Source organism: Novipirellula herctigrandis, assembly GCA_007859835.1.
Classification (GTDB): Bacteria; Planctomycetota; Planctomycetia; order Pirellulales; family Pirellulaceae; genus Novipirellula_A; species Novipirellula_A herctigrandis.
In genome coordinates, this window is the sequence record SJPJ01000001.1 from 6,838,842 (window position 1) to 6,857,436 (window position 18,595).

Annotated in this window: 1 protein-coding gene; it reads left to right on the forward strand. The window is 52.6% G+C overall.

Annotated features, from left to right (window positions below; translation table 11 throughout):
- Positions 1-29: 29 nt before the first annotated feature.
- Positions 30-18,335, forward strand: coding sequence for a tandem-95 repeat protein (locus CA13_RS25070; RefSeq protein WP_146401355.1), 18,306 nt, complete (start codon positions 30-32; stop codon positions 18,333-18,335).
- Positions 18,336-18,595 lie beyond the last annotated feature (260 nt).

Sequence of the window (18,595 nt, forward strand, 5' to 3'; positions counted from 1 at the left end):
CACACGATCCCTCCGAGGTTCGGGCGAATATGACTAAGCGAAGATTTTCTCGCAAACCGATTAGTGCAAGCAAAAATTCATCACGACGATTGCATCATGAAACGCTTGAAAAGCGTGAATTGTTGGCGGCCGATCTTGGCGTGTCTGAGTCTGCACCAAACCTGTTGTCGGTTGAAGCCAATTCGGGGCGACTGTTCGACTTGCAGGACAACAATCGTTTGATGGAGTCGCCGACGCAATTGAAGTTCCGCTTCGATGGTGGCCAAAATCTCGATTCAAACACGTTCGAAGCGTTCCAGATTTTCCGCTCCGGTGGTGATGGATCGTTTACCGATGGGAACGAATCGAGAGTCGTTCCTGGGTTCATTGGATTCGAAGATGAGAACGGAACTCGAATTGTTGTCGCGCGTTTTGCTGAAACGCTCGAGGATGATTTTTACACCGTTCAAATCGCGGGTTACGACGATACGAATCTTGGTATCGAAGGCCTGCGGAACACGGATGGCGAGTTCTTTGCTCCCTCCCTTTTGCCGGATGGGACCCGTCCGAATGCGCAAACGATTCGATTCGAAGTCGAAGTCGGGCCTCGGGTGGTTGCTGTGGTGCCACAACCAGTTGTCGCGACTGGCAATACCCACATTCAAGAACGTAGCCAGATCCACGTTTACTTTAATGCGGATCCATTGTCCAATCCCGGTGCCGGTGAGATCACCAGCACGGGTTCGGCGACCGACCCAAGCGTGGTTCAGCCACAGTTCTACAACCTATTCTTGACCAACGATACGGTCGAACCGGGTGACGACGGACCGGCCAATGATGGGGCGGCGATCCAACCGACGGAGATTAGTTACGATCCCGCACTTCGCCGGGCCGTTTTGACGTTCTCGGATGATCTTTCGACTTTGGCAGGCCCAGACGGCGAAGGAACATACCGTTTGCGCATCGGGTCGAGCCAACCGTTGCCAGTCACGCTCACGCCAGACGCAACGGACGAAACCAACGATGTCGCCGACACGTTCCGGAATTCACGAGATCTCGGCGTTGCGTTTGGTGGTGGTACCGATTCCAGTATCACAATAAGTGGCGAAGTTGAGCCGACTGCGGGCAATACGATCCAATGGCCAGGAATCGATTCACCGGGTGTCCGAGACGATCGCCGTGATGCCCAAGTCGTCGGTCGCGCTGATACAACCGATGGTGTGAATGTCTTCTACTACAACTTTGCTGATCTTTATGGCGTTGATGCAGGTGGCAATAATTTAGAGAATGCGATCACGCCGGCGCAACAGCAGCGGGCCCGTGAGATACTTGATCTTTACTCCGAGTATCTTGGGGTGCAATTTATTGAGTCGGAGAACAGAGGCTTGCAGATCGTCACCGGCGATTTGCGTGCGCTTGTAGAAGGGGCCACCACGGGGCCGGGGGCTCCGTACCAAGAGTACCGCGTCAATGACAATGATCCGACGCAAGGTGTTTTGATTCTAGAGGCCGGTGAAGCTTGGTACGACGGTTATGGGCTTAGCCCCAATGCCAACGAGCCGAGTTGGTTTGTCGAAGCCCTGCGTGGGATCGGGAATCTGTTGGGTCTTGGCCCCACGTTTGAACAAGTTCCCGGTGTGGCTAGTGGATCCAATCCTGCACTCTACGATGGATCGCTGTTTGGCTCGCCCGCCAATTTTATGATCGAACCTGATTTCCTCAGTACCAGCGACATCACCCCATTACAAGCACTGCATCGTCCCGAAGTAAGCGACGCCGACTTGTACAAGTTCAGCGTGAGTGAACGTGGAACCCTCTCGGTGGAAACTTACGCGCAGCGTTTGCTTAACACCAGTACGCTCGATACCGACCTTAAGCTTTGGAAATACAACAAACAGAGCGGCGAATACGATTTGGTCGCCCGGAACGCTGATTTTTACGGTGACGACTCGTTCATCGGCATTGACGTTGACAGGAACGAAGACGGCACTCGAGCGACTTACGTTATCGGTATCACCGCCGCAGGAAACGAAGATTACAACCCTAGCATCGCGAATAGCGGTGGTGGCGGCCGTAGCCAAGGTTTGTACGAAATGCGAATCGGATTCGAGAGTAGTTCGGTCGGTACGATCGAAGATACCAACGGGTCGCGATTGGACGGCGATAGCGATGGCGAACAAGGTGGTGACTTCAATTTCTGGTTCCGCACCGCGAAGCCAAAAGATGTCGCCGGGCCCAACGAAGTGCGAACCTTGTTTGTTAGCAGCAGTGCCGGTTTGGACTCACCAAGTAGCGGAACGGTAACCACGCCTTACAAGACGATCAAGTATGCGATAGCACAGTCAAAAGCTTACGCCTCGTCGGCGCGACCCGGACAACCGACGCAAGACATCATTCGCTTGCTGGCCGATGGTGGGGCTGACCGACTAATTGACACCACCGCCGACAATGTGCCGTACGAAATCGGCAGTGATGGAAGTGGTGCTCTGAAAGATGGTGCGACCTTCGAAGTGCCTAAGGGCGTGACGGTGATGGTCGACGCCGGTGCGATTTTGAAACTTCAAAACGCGAAAATCAGTGTTGGTAGCGAAACGATCGATGAGGATCGCTCGTTGGCGGCGCTGCAAGTGCTCGGAGCACCGTTCATCATTGACCAAAACGGTAGCGTCATTGATGGTACGGTTGACATTACCAGTTACAAGGAAGAACGTCGTGATGGTGTTCTGCTCGGGCGTGATGGTAATTCGATTCCGACCACCGCAGCTTCGGGTGATTGGGCCGGCATTGAATTCCGAAATGACTTCGACTATTCCGAAGGACGGGGTGTTTGGGAAACGGAAGGGATCTTCCTCGATTACGTTTCCAACGCGGATATCCGTTACGGCGGCGGTAGCGTTTCGTTGACTTCACCGGTGGTCAATCCACTTTCGATGCTCGAAAGTCGACCGACACTGATCTACAACCACATCAGCGATAGCCGTGATGCGGCAATGAGCGCGGATCCTGATAGCTTCGAAGAAACTAATTTCAACGCGCCGATCTATCAGCAAGCGGCTTTCGATATCGATCCGGCCACGATGGTCCGGACAAAGACGACGTTTGCAAGTGACTACGACCGAGTTGGTCCGCTGGTACGCGGAAATATGCTCGAGCGGAACACGATCAATGGGCTGTTTGTTCGCGTCAATACACCTGCTGGTGGCGTTCGTACGGCTTTGTCTAGCAGTGCTCGCTTTGACGATAGTGACATCACACACGTGTTCAGCGAAGTGTTGGTCTTGGAAGGCAACCCAGGTGGCCCACAACTGCTCGAGGATCGTCCTGACGTTCTTAGCGTCACCCAGGGGGCGGGTGTGGTTACACCGAAACCAGCGACTGCATTGGATGAAAATCGCGTCGTCGATTATCGAGTGACGTTTGTAACCTCTGAGGGCTACGAATCGCTGTCGAGCGAAGCGACGATGCCATTTACCGTCACCGCCACGGGTGTGGTCAATATCGGTAATTTGCCCGCCGCATCATCGGAATTTGTGGGCCGGCGGCTGTACCGATTGACGGCTTCGGGCGACTACGAGTTCGTGACACAGCTTGACCGCGCAACGCCAACTTACCAAGACATTGGCACGACGCGTGATGGTTTGCTCTCAGATGCTGCACTTGCAACGTCGACCGGCACGCGACTGCTGCCTCGTTTCGATGCTCGATTGAGTATTGATCCCGGCGTCGTCGCCAAATTTGATACCGCGAGAATCGAAGCGACCTTCGGTGCTGATTTCTATGCCGAAGGAACCGCAAGTAACCCGATTGTCTTCACCAGTCGTTTGGATGACCGGTATGGTGCGGGCGGGTCGTTTGATACCAATAATGATGCGGCCAATAGTTCGCCGGTTGGTGGCGATTGGAGCGGTTTGGTATTCCGCCAAGGCAGTAGTGGATCGATCGATCATGCTGTGATTAGCTACGGTGGCGGTGAGAGCTCGGGCGGTGGTGGATTTGCTTACTTCAATCCCATTGAGATTTTGCAGGCGGACGTTCGTGTTGCCAATTCACGCTTGTCTAACAATGCGAGTGGAACGGCTTCGGGAACGACCGACTATGACACCCGCGACAGCGTTGGCTTCAACGGGCCTGCGACGATCTTTATCCGCGGTGCCCAGCCGATCATCGTCGGGAACCAAATCGTCAACAACGATGGCGCTGCGATTAGCGTCAACCCGGATGCACTGAACTATATGTCGGTCGTTGACGCGGGACGCGGTACCGGTGAGATCGATCGTTTTGAATGTGATACCGATAACCAAGGTCCTCAGATCGAAGAGAATCAACTCGCTGATAACGCGATCAACGGGATCATGGTTCGCAACGAATCGCTGACGACCGAAAGCGTTTGGGACGATACCGACATTGTTCACGTCGTCGAGAACAGCGTTTATGCATGGAATCATCATCACCGCAGCACGCTACGACTCAAGAGTGACCCGAACCAAAGTTTGGTCGTGAAATTCGAAAACGGTGGTTCGCTCAACGCCGACCGCTATGAAACGGATGTCGAAGATAGTATTGGCGGAACGATCCAAGTGATCGGTCAGCCAGGTTTCCCGGTTGTCTTGACCAGCATCAGCGATGACTCGGTCGGTGCTGGCTTCACGCCTGACGGGCTGGCCCAAAATGACACTGATAATCAAACTACGCCGGCTGCGGCTGGCAATTGGGAAGGGATTGTGATCAATCCCGGAAGCAACGACCGCAATGTCGCGTTCGTTTCCGAAGCGGAACGCGCCGTGGCAACGGCATCGGCACTCAACGCGATTCCATCGACGGCTCAAATTCTTGGATTACTTGCCAAAGACGAAGTCAGTTCCGACGAAAATCGACGGCTTGGTTTTAATGTGCGTGGTAGCCTAAGCCAAACCGGCGATATTGATGTCTATACCTTCTCGGCTAATGGTGGCACCGAAGTTTATTTTGACATCGATGATACCGATTTCGGTTTGGACACCGTGGTTGAGTTGATCGATATCAACGGCAACATTGTTGCGCTGAGCGATAGCTCCGAATTAGAATCCGTGACACCGAGTTTGCTTTTCAATGGATCCTCGGTTCCCGCGGACAACGTATTGCCGCTGTATAAGACCGGGAACAAGGTCGTTGAGAATCCGAATGTGCTCGACGCCGGTATGCGAGTCATCTTGCCGGGCAATAGCACGTCGGTAAATACTTACTATGTTCGTGTGCGAAGTAGCAACTTGACGCCGGGTGCTTCAAGAAACAATCTGACAAACACATCACTTGTTGGTTTAGGGTTGTCGCGAGGCCAATACCAATTGTCGATTCGACTGCAAGAGACTGACGAGATCGCAGGTTCAACGATTCGCCTTGCAGACATCCGATACGCAACCACAGCAATTGATGTTCCAGCGGCCCCAAGTCATTCGCCCTTAGCTGGTGAAACCGCGGAAGAAATCGGTGGCAACGGGCTGGATGTGAATAACGGTGGTCAATCGTTTAATGCTGGTAACGGTGCTGCCAGTGCTGGGTTCAGTAACGGCGTTGCGGATCCGCTTGGCTCGCTAAATGCATCGGATCGTGGCGTGTTGAAGGTAAGTGGCGTGCTTGGTAATCAGATTGCCGCAAGCAACATTACGCCTGACTATCCAAAAGAATTGGACCTTGACGTTTATCGCGTTGAAATTGACTCGAATCTTCAAGCTCCTGATGTCATCAACGAGAATCGATTCGTTTCGACCATTTTTGATGTGGACTATGCCGACCAATTTGGTGGGCCGAACACTTCGGTTTCGATCTACGACGCTGCGGGACGATTGATTCTTCACGGGCGAGATTCAAACATCGCCGATGACCAAGGCCGTCCAGGCGAAGGGAATGATCCAACCAACCTGTCCGGTGGCAGCGGTGGCACATTGGATGCCTACATTGGCCCGGTAGAACTGCAAGTCGGGACGTATTACGTCGTCGTTAGCAGTGCGCAAATGATTCCAGCCAGTCTAAATCAACTGTTCGAAAACAACTCGGTTGAGTCGTCGGTTCGGATTCTTCCCGTCGACTCATCTCGTCGAATCGGTGAATTCGGGTTTGATGAAAACTCCGTTGCGGTCAATGGCTTTCCGGTGACCGACGATAGTGAATTCGAAATCATACAACTCGACACCGCAGCCGAGTTGCCAACCGTTCGGCCGCTTTTCGATGAGACGTCGATTGTCCCCTATCAACTCGAGGATATCAGGTTGTTCCTGACGCTCGATGGTGGTTTGAGCGGAAACAATCGCAGTACCCTAATCTCGGTGAATCCATTTACTGGCGAACTCGACCGCACGATTGGTCAGTTTGATCAACCGGTCGGTGACTTGGCGACGCGGCGCGATGGCGAACTGTTTGCCTATAGCTTGGGACCAGTAAGTGGGACTCAGAATAACGGCAACACTGGGAACTTCTTGAATATCAGTTCCGCCAATGCAAACAAAAACAGTTCTGGCGATGATGGTCTTGGCTTCCGTCGATCGAATGAGGCGGGAACCGGTACCGAGGGTGACGATAACGCCCAACTTCTGATTAACGCGATTGCGTTCGCGCCGAGTACAGGTGGCCTCAATCCCAACAATAATCCGGCAGCCAGTGGCAATGCACGTGCTTATGTAGTCGGCAATCGTGATAACTTTGGACGGTTCGGTGAAATTTACGATGATCTGCGCCGAAACATTGTCTATTCCGTGGTGGAAACCAGCGGTGCCGCAACCAATCGAGGTAGTACCAACGGTAATCTCGATCGAGATTTCGGTAACGGACCGTATACCGAAGCGATGGGAGCTGCTACCAATAAGCAAGAACTTGGTATTGTCGACGTCGGTCAATTTAATGATTCGGCATTGTATGGTCACGAAGTCGATGCGGGTGACATTACCGGGATTGCCTTTATTTCCTCGTCACTGGTCTACGCTGTGACCGACGAAGGCTACGTGCTTTCGTTTAACCCATCGGACACCCGAACGGTTGATGTTGATGGTTTGGGACTCCAAACCTACAACCGCGTGATTAACGCGACCAACCATGGGCAAGTCGCGGCTCATCAAGATCATTTTGGTACGGTTAATTTTAGTAGTCTGACTTTCGGGCCACGGCAAACCAATGGGTCATCGTATAGTGATGTCCTGTTTGCAACGACCACGGATGGTTGGCTTTATGCAATGGAGATCGATCCGACTACGGATAAAGTGACGCCATCGCATGTGCTTAGCGACGGTAACAGTGCGATCGCACTTTCCACAAGTGGTTATCAAATTACGGGTGCCGCATTCAGTATCCGAGAAGAGAATCTATGGCATGTCACCGGCGATTTGAGCACCCCGTTTGGCACCACCACACCTAATGCTCATGGTACTTTCCTCAATCACAATCAAACACGCACCCGGATTTCGGGTGGGTCGAGTTTGTACTTTGGTAACGAGATTGATAACAACGCGGCCAACAATACGCTTGACGGTGGCAATGGAACACTTAACCCCGGTGGAGCGAGCGGCACCACGGTGAGTGCTCCGTTTAGCCTTGAAGGCTATGATTCGGGCGACAAGCCGACGCTTTACTTCACCTATTTGCTTGAAACCCAAGCGAATGCGGATTTCGCGCCCAACCGAAGTCAGACCGATAGTTTCCGAGTCTTTGCGACCGGCGATGACGGCCAATGGCGGTTGCTAGCTACAAACGACTCGTGGAGAACGTGGAGCAATGTTCCTGCGAGTGCATTTGGTGGTGATGGAATCATCCGCGGTGACGAATACGACTATTTCTCGACCAACGGCGGTATCCCCGTCCAAGAGTTGTTTGAAAATACGAATGGCGATTGGCGTCAAGCTCGTATCGATTTGTCGCCTTTGGCAGGTCACACGAACGTCCAACTTCGCTTTGACTTCTCGACCGCTGGCGGTATGAATTCGAGGTCGCGGCTGAGCGGCTATCTAACCGAAGTCCAAGCGACGGCTGGGACTGATGTTGTCGACGGTTCGACCTTCGAGCTTACGGATACGGATGACTTCTTTGGCGCGCCCACGACGTTCGAGTTTGTTCGGGGCGCAGCCGTTACGGTCCCCGATCCCGCCACGATTCTAAACGGACAACAGCTTGCGTTCACCGATGTTGATGGCAATGTCTATACGGTCACGTTAACGACTGATGCCCCCGGTGCGTCAACGCCGTTTTCGGTGGATGTTGGGTTCTCTCGAACGGATACCGCCGACACGCTGGCCACTGCCATCGCGGACGCCTTGGATTTACTGTCGCCCGAATTAGCGGTAACTGCGGTCGATTCGCAGCTTCGTGTTCCTGAGGTCACATCGTATTCGATTACACCAGAACGTTTCGGTGCAGCGGAGATTTTGATCCCTGATGATGGAACCGGCGTAGTCGATTCCGCAGCGATTCTTGGTCAAACGATTGCCGTTGGTAACTCGATTGACCAAACCACGACGGTGACTCTGGAAACCACCCAAGACGTTTCCTTTGGAGATGGGATCAACGAGATAACAGTGGAATCTAATTTCCTCGGTTTCTTCGAGGGGACTCTGATTCGCTTGGTTGATCGTGTTGCGTTGGACACTTTTGATGCTCCGCCAACGGCGACCTATGATTTCAACGACAATGCCATCGAGGTGACGTTTAATTCGAATCCCGATCCTGCGGTCATTACGCCGACCAACAATGACTACGATGCCATTATCACAGCGATCAATAACATTGGGTTCTTCACAACAACTCTCTCTGCTGGTGTTGGAACCACTCCGTTCCTTGCTCCAGCGACTGTGCCACAGTTCCCTGAAGACGAAGTCTATTATGACCCCGCGTCGACCCCGGACGTCGTCGCGACCGCGATTGCAAATAAGCTCAGTGCCGTGGATCCGTTGCTTCAGGCATACACCGATGGGGCACGGTTGATTATTCCTGGTGCCAGTAGTGCTGTTAGTTTGCTTGATGTCGTTTCGGTCAACCAAGGCACGACCGCGTCCCAGTTCTTGCCGAGCGGCAATGTTCCAATTTTCTACTCCGAATCGATGACCGTCGAGGAAGTCCGCGATTCGATTCGTGCTTCGTTGGCGGAGGGACTCGGGTCGCAATCGTTGATTAGTGGTGTGTCCACCGCAACGGCTGATAGCTTCCCTGCCTACGGCACAAACCGTATTCGTCTATACAACCATTCGTTTGACGCGACCGACGCCGCTGCCAATACCTCCTCGCTTGGCTTTAGCACCTTCTTGCCTGGTGATGAATTCAGCGCGAATGGTAGTAGTTCGGTGAGTTCAAACCAAGTCAATACGCGGCCTGCGACCGATAATGCGATTCGTGGCGTTCATATCGATGACATCATTGTCGGTTTTGCCGAACGTGGCGAACTCGTCTTGAACGCTCCTGTGAACCGGAACTTTGAAGTGTTGCCGGAAGTCCGAACCGAAACGTTCACGGATACGCAGCAACCGGAGTTTCTTGATGAAGTTCTTGTCGGCAATTACTCGCTCGAAGTCCGCTCTGGTGCCGAATATGGTGTGCCCGAAGACTATGATCCCATTCGTTTGGAACTCAACGAACAACTTGGATTTGGTCGTTCGTTTGATACCAATGACCGACTCAATGCTGAAGGTGTGACCCTGATTGCACCACGCGGAATTGATTTGGTCGATGGCGACGTATTCGTGTTGAGCAATGGTTCACAGGAAGTGACATTTGAGTTTGACAGCGATGGCAGCATCCAACCGGGACGTGTCCGCGTGCCGTTCACGCCCGTCGCAACCGGGACGGAATACAGTCGCGATGCGGACGAAGCCGAAGTGGTTGCCACATCGATTCGTGATGCGATTAACAGTCCTCAAGCATTCAATATTCTTGGGGTCTATGCAGTCGGGCGCGATAGTAGCGAAGTCGGTCCGATGACCGACAACCGAGTGGAATTGTTTGGTGAGTCCATCCAACTTAATCCAAGCAGTGGCCGGTTTAGCAAGGTCGACATGGTTGCCGAAGAAACATTCTACGGCCGCGAAACCGCACGAACCTTGCCGATGGTCGATCACGAAACGCAAACCGTGTTCGATATTTACTATCCGGACTCTTTCGCCCGAGCAACGGTAACGAATTTTGTGAATGGTGCTACGGATACTTTGGTAGCCGTAGGCAAAATCGGTGACCACGTTTCCACTCGCGACGGTGGCGATGATGTGATCAACAACAGCGGTAATGTGTTGATTCCGTTTAATCCATTTCCGGATCCGGGAGAGGAAACCGATGCCGATGCGGATTATGTCAAGATCTATCTGAATGCAGGCGACGTGATCGACGTTGACTTAGATACCGTTGGATGGACTTTAGGAACCGAGTTCCAATTCGCATCGGTTGCCATCTTTAGCGATAATGGAACCGTCGATCCAACGCTTGAAGTGTTTGATTGGTTCAACACGGCGCCGGGCGAAAACGGCGACAATGAGGGGGCATTCATTGACGATTTTGCCGCGCCTCGATCTGGTTTCTATTACGTTGGTGTCAGTCCGATAAGCATTGTGGAAGACCCCGTTACGGGCTTCTCTAGTATTGCCCCGTTCCAGCCAATTGGTCCGTTTGACCCGTTGTTCAATGGCGTTGGTGGGGACTACGAACTGACCATTCGCCCAGGCAATCTCGTTAGTAACGGTGTTCCGGTTCCGCGAGATGTCTTGATGGTCGACTATCACTTGGATAGCGGAGATACCAACGCGGTTCGCGACCAAGGCCAGTATGTTATCTCGTCGAACTTTGTTCGTGATTTCTCGGTAACGGGGATCGATGCCCATTTCGTGGACAACGAGACACCGGGTGCTGCTGCGACGCTTCGCAATGTCAATACGAGCCGATTATTGCCAGGAACGATTATCACCAATAACGTGGTTATTGCTTCAGCGGGCACCGGCATTTCATTCAGTGGTGAGACGGCCGCAGGGGGGGATTCCCCAGCACCGGTTCCCTTTGGACGTATTGTCAATAATACGGTTGTTGGCGTTGGTGGGGGTGTAGGTATTGAGGTTTCTCAAAGTGCAAGCCCAACGGTCCTGAATAATATCATCAGCGGATTTACGACCGGGTTGGATATTTCGGGAGACAGTACTAGCACGATTGAAGGTGGCAATGCTTATCAAAGCAATGGTACCAATTCAAATCGATCGATTGCTGCCAGCAGTATCGTGATCGCTCCGACTACTCCGTTATTCGAAAATCCTGCGAGCAATGTCTACATTCCTGCTAGCGGATCGCAAGTGATTGATAGTTCGTTCTCGTCATTGTCGGATCGATCGAGCTTTGTGAACACGGTCAAGGAGCCTGTCGGCATCGCACCATCGCCAATTATTGCTCCGTCATTCGATGCGTATGGTATTCCTCGCTTTGATGATCCTGACGTGACGACACCATCGGGTGTTGGTTCAAATGTCTTTATTGATCGTGGTGCGATCGATCGTGCGGACTTTGTTCGCCCAGTCGCTGAATTGGTTTCTCCGCTTGATTTTGTGAGTGATGATGCCGTCATCCCGCCAGGCGAAGTTGATATTAGTGCCGAGCGGTCTTATGTGCGGTTAACTAGCGGGAATTATGAGTTCTTTGAAATTCAATTGTTTGACCCCAACGGCAGTGGGCCTGATCCGGCCACGATCACCCAAGATAATGTGATCTTGACCGAAAATGGCGTTCAATTGGTTCCCGGCGTCGATTACACGTTCGGTTATAGCGCCAACAGTCGATTGGTTCGATTGACGCCACTCGCCGGTGCGTTCCGCAACGATGCGGTTTACGAAATCACGCTTAATAATAATGAGCGATTGTCGATCGATATGCCGGCCGGAAGTCAAATCGCCGATGGCGATCAAGTGACGATTACGGATGCGACCGGTTACACCGCGGTGTTGGAATTCGACAGCGGCTACTTAGTTATGGTGCCTCAGAACAACACGATCACCGTGCTTGAAGCGAACAGCCGTTTCGTCGACAAGGAAGTCTTTACGATCACTTCGCCAACAGGCATTCCGCGACGATTTGAAATTAATACGACCGATGCGGTTAATAGCAATAACATCGAAGTGAACCTGAAAACCGCAGGTACGATTGGGGAAGTGCGAGATGCAATTTTCGCCGCTCTTAGTCGACCCGATCCATCAAACAATGCGATCACGGTTGCGACGTTCTTAGGGCTCACCCCGGTGAAGGTCGGTGACAGCCAAATCCAACTTGGTACCATCGATGGAAACGATGTTAGCGGTGCAGTTGCTGGTTTACTATTCAGTGGTTCGCCGGACTCCATCCGTGACGGAGACATGTTCTCTTACTCGCATGGTCCAGTTTCGGTTCAATTCGAGTTCACCACCACACCGGTCGACACAAGTTTGCCGGCGAACGCGAGCAAGATTCCGTTCGCATTAACGGATGATCCTGATGCAATTGCCGAGAAGATCGTTGCAGCGGTTGCCCGTTTCCCACAATTGGGACTGAGTTCGGCGCAAGCTGTCGGTGACCTTGTCTTACTTGGTGGCGAAGAGTCCGATAGCTTCTTGGAAGGTCCGCTTTTGGTGAATGGAACGCCAGGTGTGACGCCCTCGTTGTCACTGACGATTCCCGATACCGCTGACGGGCTTGGCTTGGTCGGCTCGACGTTTGATGTTCAGGTTGACGGATTCACCGTCACGTTCCGCTATACTGATGATCCCGCGGCCACGAGTGTGACCGAGGAATTGATCGTGCTTACGGCAAGTATGATGCCAAGCCAAGTGGCAGCGTTGACTGCGAGTCGAATCGCTCCGTCGTTCGCGGGCGTGTTGACGCCTGCCGCGGTCGGAAGCGTCGTGACTCTAGGTGAACAAACCTCGTCGTCACTGACCACAACCGCTAACACGGCGGGTGTCGCCTTGGAAATCAATGGTGTCAGTGAAGGTGCATTGCCCGTTCGCTTTGTCCCGGATCTTTCGAGCGTTGCGATTGCTGCGACGCTTGAGTTTGCGATTGTGGATTCCAAACTCAATGTCGAGACTTTCTCGCCCGGCGGTGGCAAATTGTTGGTTGACAATGCCACAAGTGCCGTGGTTGCAATCGATGGCGTCAGTGATGGCGTTTTAGTCCCTGCGATCTCTGATTTGGCCGGAAACCCAGTCCAAGAAACGCGTGAAAACAACGAAACGCGATTCACCATCATCATGCCGGATGTATTGTTCGACTTCGGTGATGCACTGAATTCTTACTCAACGGAAGCGACAAGCGGTGGACCTAGCCATACGATCAGCGGGAACCGCACACCGCGATTGGGTAATCTCCTCGACACCGAAACCGATGGGCATCCGAGCACCAACGCCGACGGCGATGACCAACCGGTGCTAATCGATGCGATTGGTTCGAGTATTTTCGATGTGGATAGTGCATCGGCCAATACGATCTCGGTAACGGTTAACTCGACCAAACCAGTTGGTGGGGAAATTTTGCAAGTCACCGTCGGAACGAAGGTCACGAATTTCGAATTGATCGAGTCCACCTCGAACCCGCAAGCCGGGAACGTGCCAGTTGTGATCAAGCTGGACGATATCAATGGCCAAGGGGGGGATACGCCAGAGCAAATCGCATCGAAACTATTGATCGCGATGCAGGGCCAACTTGACCAAACGGGTGACGCCTTGGTTGTCGAAATTGATGCCGCTGATAGTGCGGCGATTCAAATGACGGCTGTGGACGACGAAGATGGTTTGCCGATTGGACTGTATACCGTTGGTGGTCAAAACGTCTATGTGTTTACTACCGTTGACGCGGACCCCGCGAATGTCGGTACGAACGATATCCTTGGATTCCTCAATCCGTTTGATCCGGCTGGCAGCAACGTCAATGTCGTGGTTACCGGAACTGGTTTGATCGACGCGTGGATTGACTATGATGCTGACGGTGTCTTCCAAGATGACGAGCAGGTCTTTGCGAATGCTCCAGCGAACGATGGAATCAATCGTCTGACGATCCCAAGTCGTACGGATGATCCTGACTTGACGATTGGCGATACGATAAACACGACGATGCGAGTGCGAATCAGCGATGGTGGCAACTTGCGACCTGGTGGCGTTGCGATTGGTGGTGAAGTCGAAGATTACATTATCTCGGTCTTGCCACGTAATCCCGCTGAACCGATTGACGATGCCTATGTGACCGAAGAAGACACGCCACTTGTCGTCGATGCAACGAGTTCGCAAGATGACTTGTTCATTAATGATATTGGTGTCGATGCCCAATTGATTCCGATCCGGTATTTCATCATCGAAGATGTCAAGCATGGTACTTTGACGCAAACCGATCCGACGCAAGGCTATTTCACTTATACGCCTGATCCCGATTTCGCGGGCGAAGATACATTCACGTATCGATTCAGTGCTCAGCAAAATGGCACCACAGTGGCCCAAGAGGCGACGGTGACGATTAGCGTTACGCCCGTCAACGACGCGCCAATATTCACGTTGTCGGCAACGGACATTGATGTCCTCGAAGATGACCCGCAAACCACGATCACTGGTTTCGTGACGGGTGCGGCAGTCGGTCCGGCAACGGCTTTGGATGAAATTGCTAGTCAAGATTTGAATTTGACGGTATCGCCTGTCTCCATTATTCCGGCCGGGTTGATGACCAGTCCTCCGGTCCTCAATGCCAATGGTGACTTGACGATCTCAATCGCACCGGACCAATTTGGTACCGCGATTTATGTGATCGAAGGTGTCGACGTGGCTAAGCTTGGTGAACCGACGCTTGACGATCCGGTCACCGTTCGACAAACCTTCACCATCAATGTTCGACCGGTGAATGACGCACCGATTGTGAATCCTGCTTTGGCCGGAACCAGTGACCAAATCACTCCGGTCGGCACGAATCCAATTGTCGACGAAGCCTACAGCATTAGTGCAACGGGCGAGATCACTTACACGCTTCGCGAAGACAACACTCAAGCGGGTGGCGATACATCGCAGCCTTACTTTATTCCTGTCAATGCGATGGAAATCACGTCGAGCTACAGTCGTGTCGGGTTGGTTGACGTATTTCTACCAGGACCACCAACCGAAATTTTAGATTTGCCGGGTGGTTTGCAAACGGTTTCGTTAGTTGACTTCCCCGCCAATCAAGCCACGGTCAAGGGTGGTACCTTAACCAGCGTGATTGAAAATGGTGTGGTCGTAGGTGTCAACTATGTTCCACCAATGAATTACAACAGCGAAATTGATGGCGATGATTCGTTTAGCTACACGGTTCGTGACAACGGCCGAAGTTGGGATTCGAACCTTGGCGAGTTTGTTGATGACTTCAAAGAAGTGTCCAATTCGGTCAAATTGAAGTTGAACAAGGTCAATGACCGGCCCGAATTTGATGTCGGTCAAACGACGGTCACCGTCGCCGAAGATAGTGACACAAAGACCCAAGCGAACTTTGCATTCAACATTAGTGCTGGTCCGCCACTAACGGCATTTGACGAGAACAGTGGCCCAACGGCACAGGGTGTCGTCTTTAGTGTGGTCGCCGATGAGTCCTCTGCGCCCAACACGCCAGACTACTTCACGAAGTTCCCAGAGATTCTGCCAAATGGAACGCTGTCGTTCCAACCGGCGCCCAATGCGTTTGGTACGTTCAAGTTCAAAGTTGTTCTTAGCGACCTTGGGCCAGGGAACAAAACACGCGGTGACTTGGTATCGTCCGACCCACCGGTCATCATGACGATCACGATTGAGCCAAAGAATGATCCCCCAGCGGTTAAACCGGATGCTCCGCAGTTGATCTACGCACTGGATGAGGGTGGGTCGTTTGTGATCCCGGTTGACGGCGACGCCACCACGGTGGGTTTGCTTGACGTCTTTAGTGTTGGGCCTGGGGATGAAGGTGAGAACACGGACCCAGGTGGCAACCAGACCCTTTCGCTTAACGAACCATACCCAACCTCATCGGCTTCCGGTGGAACCTTGACGCCAATCACCGATTCGACTGGCAAAGTCACGGGGCTACGTTATCAACCGATGACCAATTTTGCGGGAACCGATTCGTTCCTCTACACGGTGGTTGACGATGGTGTTTCTGTGAATCCGACGACCGGAGCTACCGAATCGGATCCTCGTATCGCAGCGAACAAGGTTACGTTGGTTGTTTCGCCCGTGAATGACGAGCCGATTTACAGCGGTGCGAGCGACCAAATCAACGACGAAGACGAAAATACAGGTCTTGGTCGTGGCGTCGTGCGGGTGCCAAATTGGGCGACCAACGTGCAAGCCGGACCGGCCGGTGCGGTCGACGAAATCAATGGCATTGAAGATGTAATTCCACCACAGGAGATGGTCTTCGATATCGTCCAAGTCAGTGGTCCGACCAATTTGTTCTCGAATCCACCATCGGCGTCGATTTCGAATGGTTCAGCAACGCTTGCTTACACGCTCGCTCCGAACGCCAATGGCGTCGCGGTCTTCACGGCAACGCTCCGTGACTTCGGACCGAATGATCCGGCAAACGGTGACGATCCAGTGGGTAAGACAACGACGTTTAGTATCACGGTTCGTCCGGTCAATGATGCTCCGACGTTTGTTTCAGGCGGCGATGTTACGGTGCTTGAGGATAATGGTCCTTACGCCGAAGATTGGGCAGCGACGATTTCGCCTGGGCCAGCCGATGAATCGGCGCAAACGGTCGTCTTCGACATCGTCGTTCCTGACAATGCCACAAGCCTCTTCTCGTCATTGCCGATCATCACCGAAGAAGGCCAATTGCGGTTCACCCCAGCGGCTAACGCAGTTGGTGTCGCCGAATTGACGGTCACAGCAACCGATAGCGGCGGAGCAACATCGTCGGTAGTCCCGTTCACGATATCGATCACCGAGGTTAACGATCCTTCGCAACCCGTTGGCGATGACCTCGATGGTTCAGATGAAGATACCGTGTTCACGATTCCTGCAAGCGATTTGCTTGCTAACGATCAGGACCCCGATCTCGCAACCAATCCGAATGAAGTTCTCACCGTTGTGATGCCTGAGGAACTGCGTTCTGTTAGTGGTGCTCTTGTGACCTACAATTCGTTGACACAAGAGATCACTTACAACCCAACCGATTCGTCGGTGCTGCAAGCACTCGCGCCTGGGGAAAGTGTGACGGACTCGTTCTCGTACATCGTACGAGACGCCGCGGGTGTGGAAAGTGGACCCGTTGTTGTTCGACTTGAAATCAGTGGCGTCAATGACGCACCAACGTTGGTGGCGGATAACCCAACATTGGCGACGACCGGTGCGACAACGATTCATGCTCTTGATAACGACTTCGATATCGATGGTACGATCGATCCGGCTTCGATGCGAATAGAGTTGCAGCCTGCGTTCGGTACCGTTTCATTCGACGCTAACGGTGTGATTACCTACACGCCATTTGCCAGTTTCACGCTACAGGATTCGTTCTCCTATTCCGTAGCTGACAATTTGGGGCTACGAAGTGCTCCGGCCTTGATTGTTATCGATTCCAATGCGGCTCCGATCGCGAAGAATGATTTTGCGGGCACGTTCTTGGACGAACCTGTCGTCGTTGATGTGGCACTGAATGATTCGGACCCTGACGGGACCCTGAATTTGGCCAGTATTCAAATTGTAAGTGGACCATCGAGGGGCGAAGCAGTACCCCTTGCCGATGGAACGGTTCGCTACATCCCGGCGGTTGGATTTACCGGCTTGGACTCGTTTACCTACACGATCTCGGACACACAAGGTCGTCAGAGCAAACCGGCGAAAGTCGACGTGCAAGTTGTCGCTAGCGAATTGCAGAACCCGCAACGGTTCTCGGACGTTAATGATGACGGATCGGTTTCGGCGCTGGATGCCTTATTGATTATCAACTTGTTGAGCGATACTACCGAGGCGAGCATTCCGGTCGAGCCCGATGATCGTGGGCCACACTACTACGACGCTAATGGCAACCGGCAAATCACGGCCGCTGACGCGTTGTATGTTATCAACGAATTAACCGCTCGCGGAACGATCCCAAGTGGTGGTATCGGCGAGGGCGAATCGGTCAGCGAATTGGTTGCGACGCAAACGAGTTTGCAGAGCGATGTGATCAATTTCGCGACAACTACGACGGTTGGAGTGATTGCCGAACCTGATTCGGCGTTTGCATTGGCACCTCGCCCCGACAAGTTGGTGTCGCCATCAAGTGATCCAACGATTGATGCAATGAATGACTCAACCGACTGGTTAGAACAAGATGATGTACTCAGTTTTGTCACGGAGGACACGGTTACTCCGTCGGAATTGGATCCGACATTGTCCGCGTTGGATTCCGCTATAGCGGAGTTCAGCAAGTGATAGGAAAAACGAACTTGCGATGTCTCCCCTGACTTGTTTGGGTGAGGGATCGGAATTGGGGCACGGAAGCCTAAAAGATTATTGAAAAAAGCAGCGTTGATGTGATCGCTGAATAGCCTTTCGGAGGTAAACCTTTCTCGCAGTTTTTGAGTAGGGTGTTTCGGAAGAGGGATTCGTTAGCACTGCCAAACCGTTAGAATCAAGGTTTCATTAAATACGCGTTTCGAGCGATTGCTCGAGATATTTCCCATCGTCTCCTG

Excerpts from the sequence above, each read along its gene's own strand:
- CA13_RS25070 (WP_146401355.1), top strand. The coding sequence starts at position 30 with ATGACTAAGCGAAGATTTTCTCGCAAACCGATTAGTGCAAGCAAAAAT.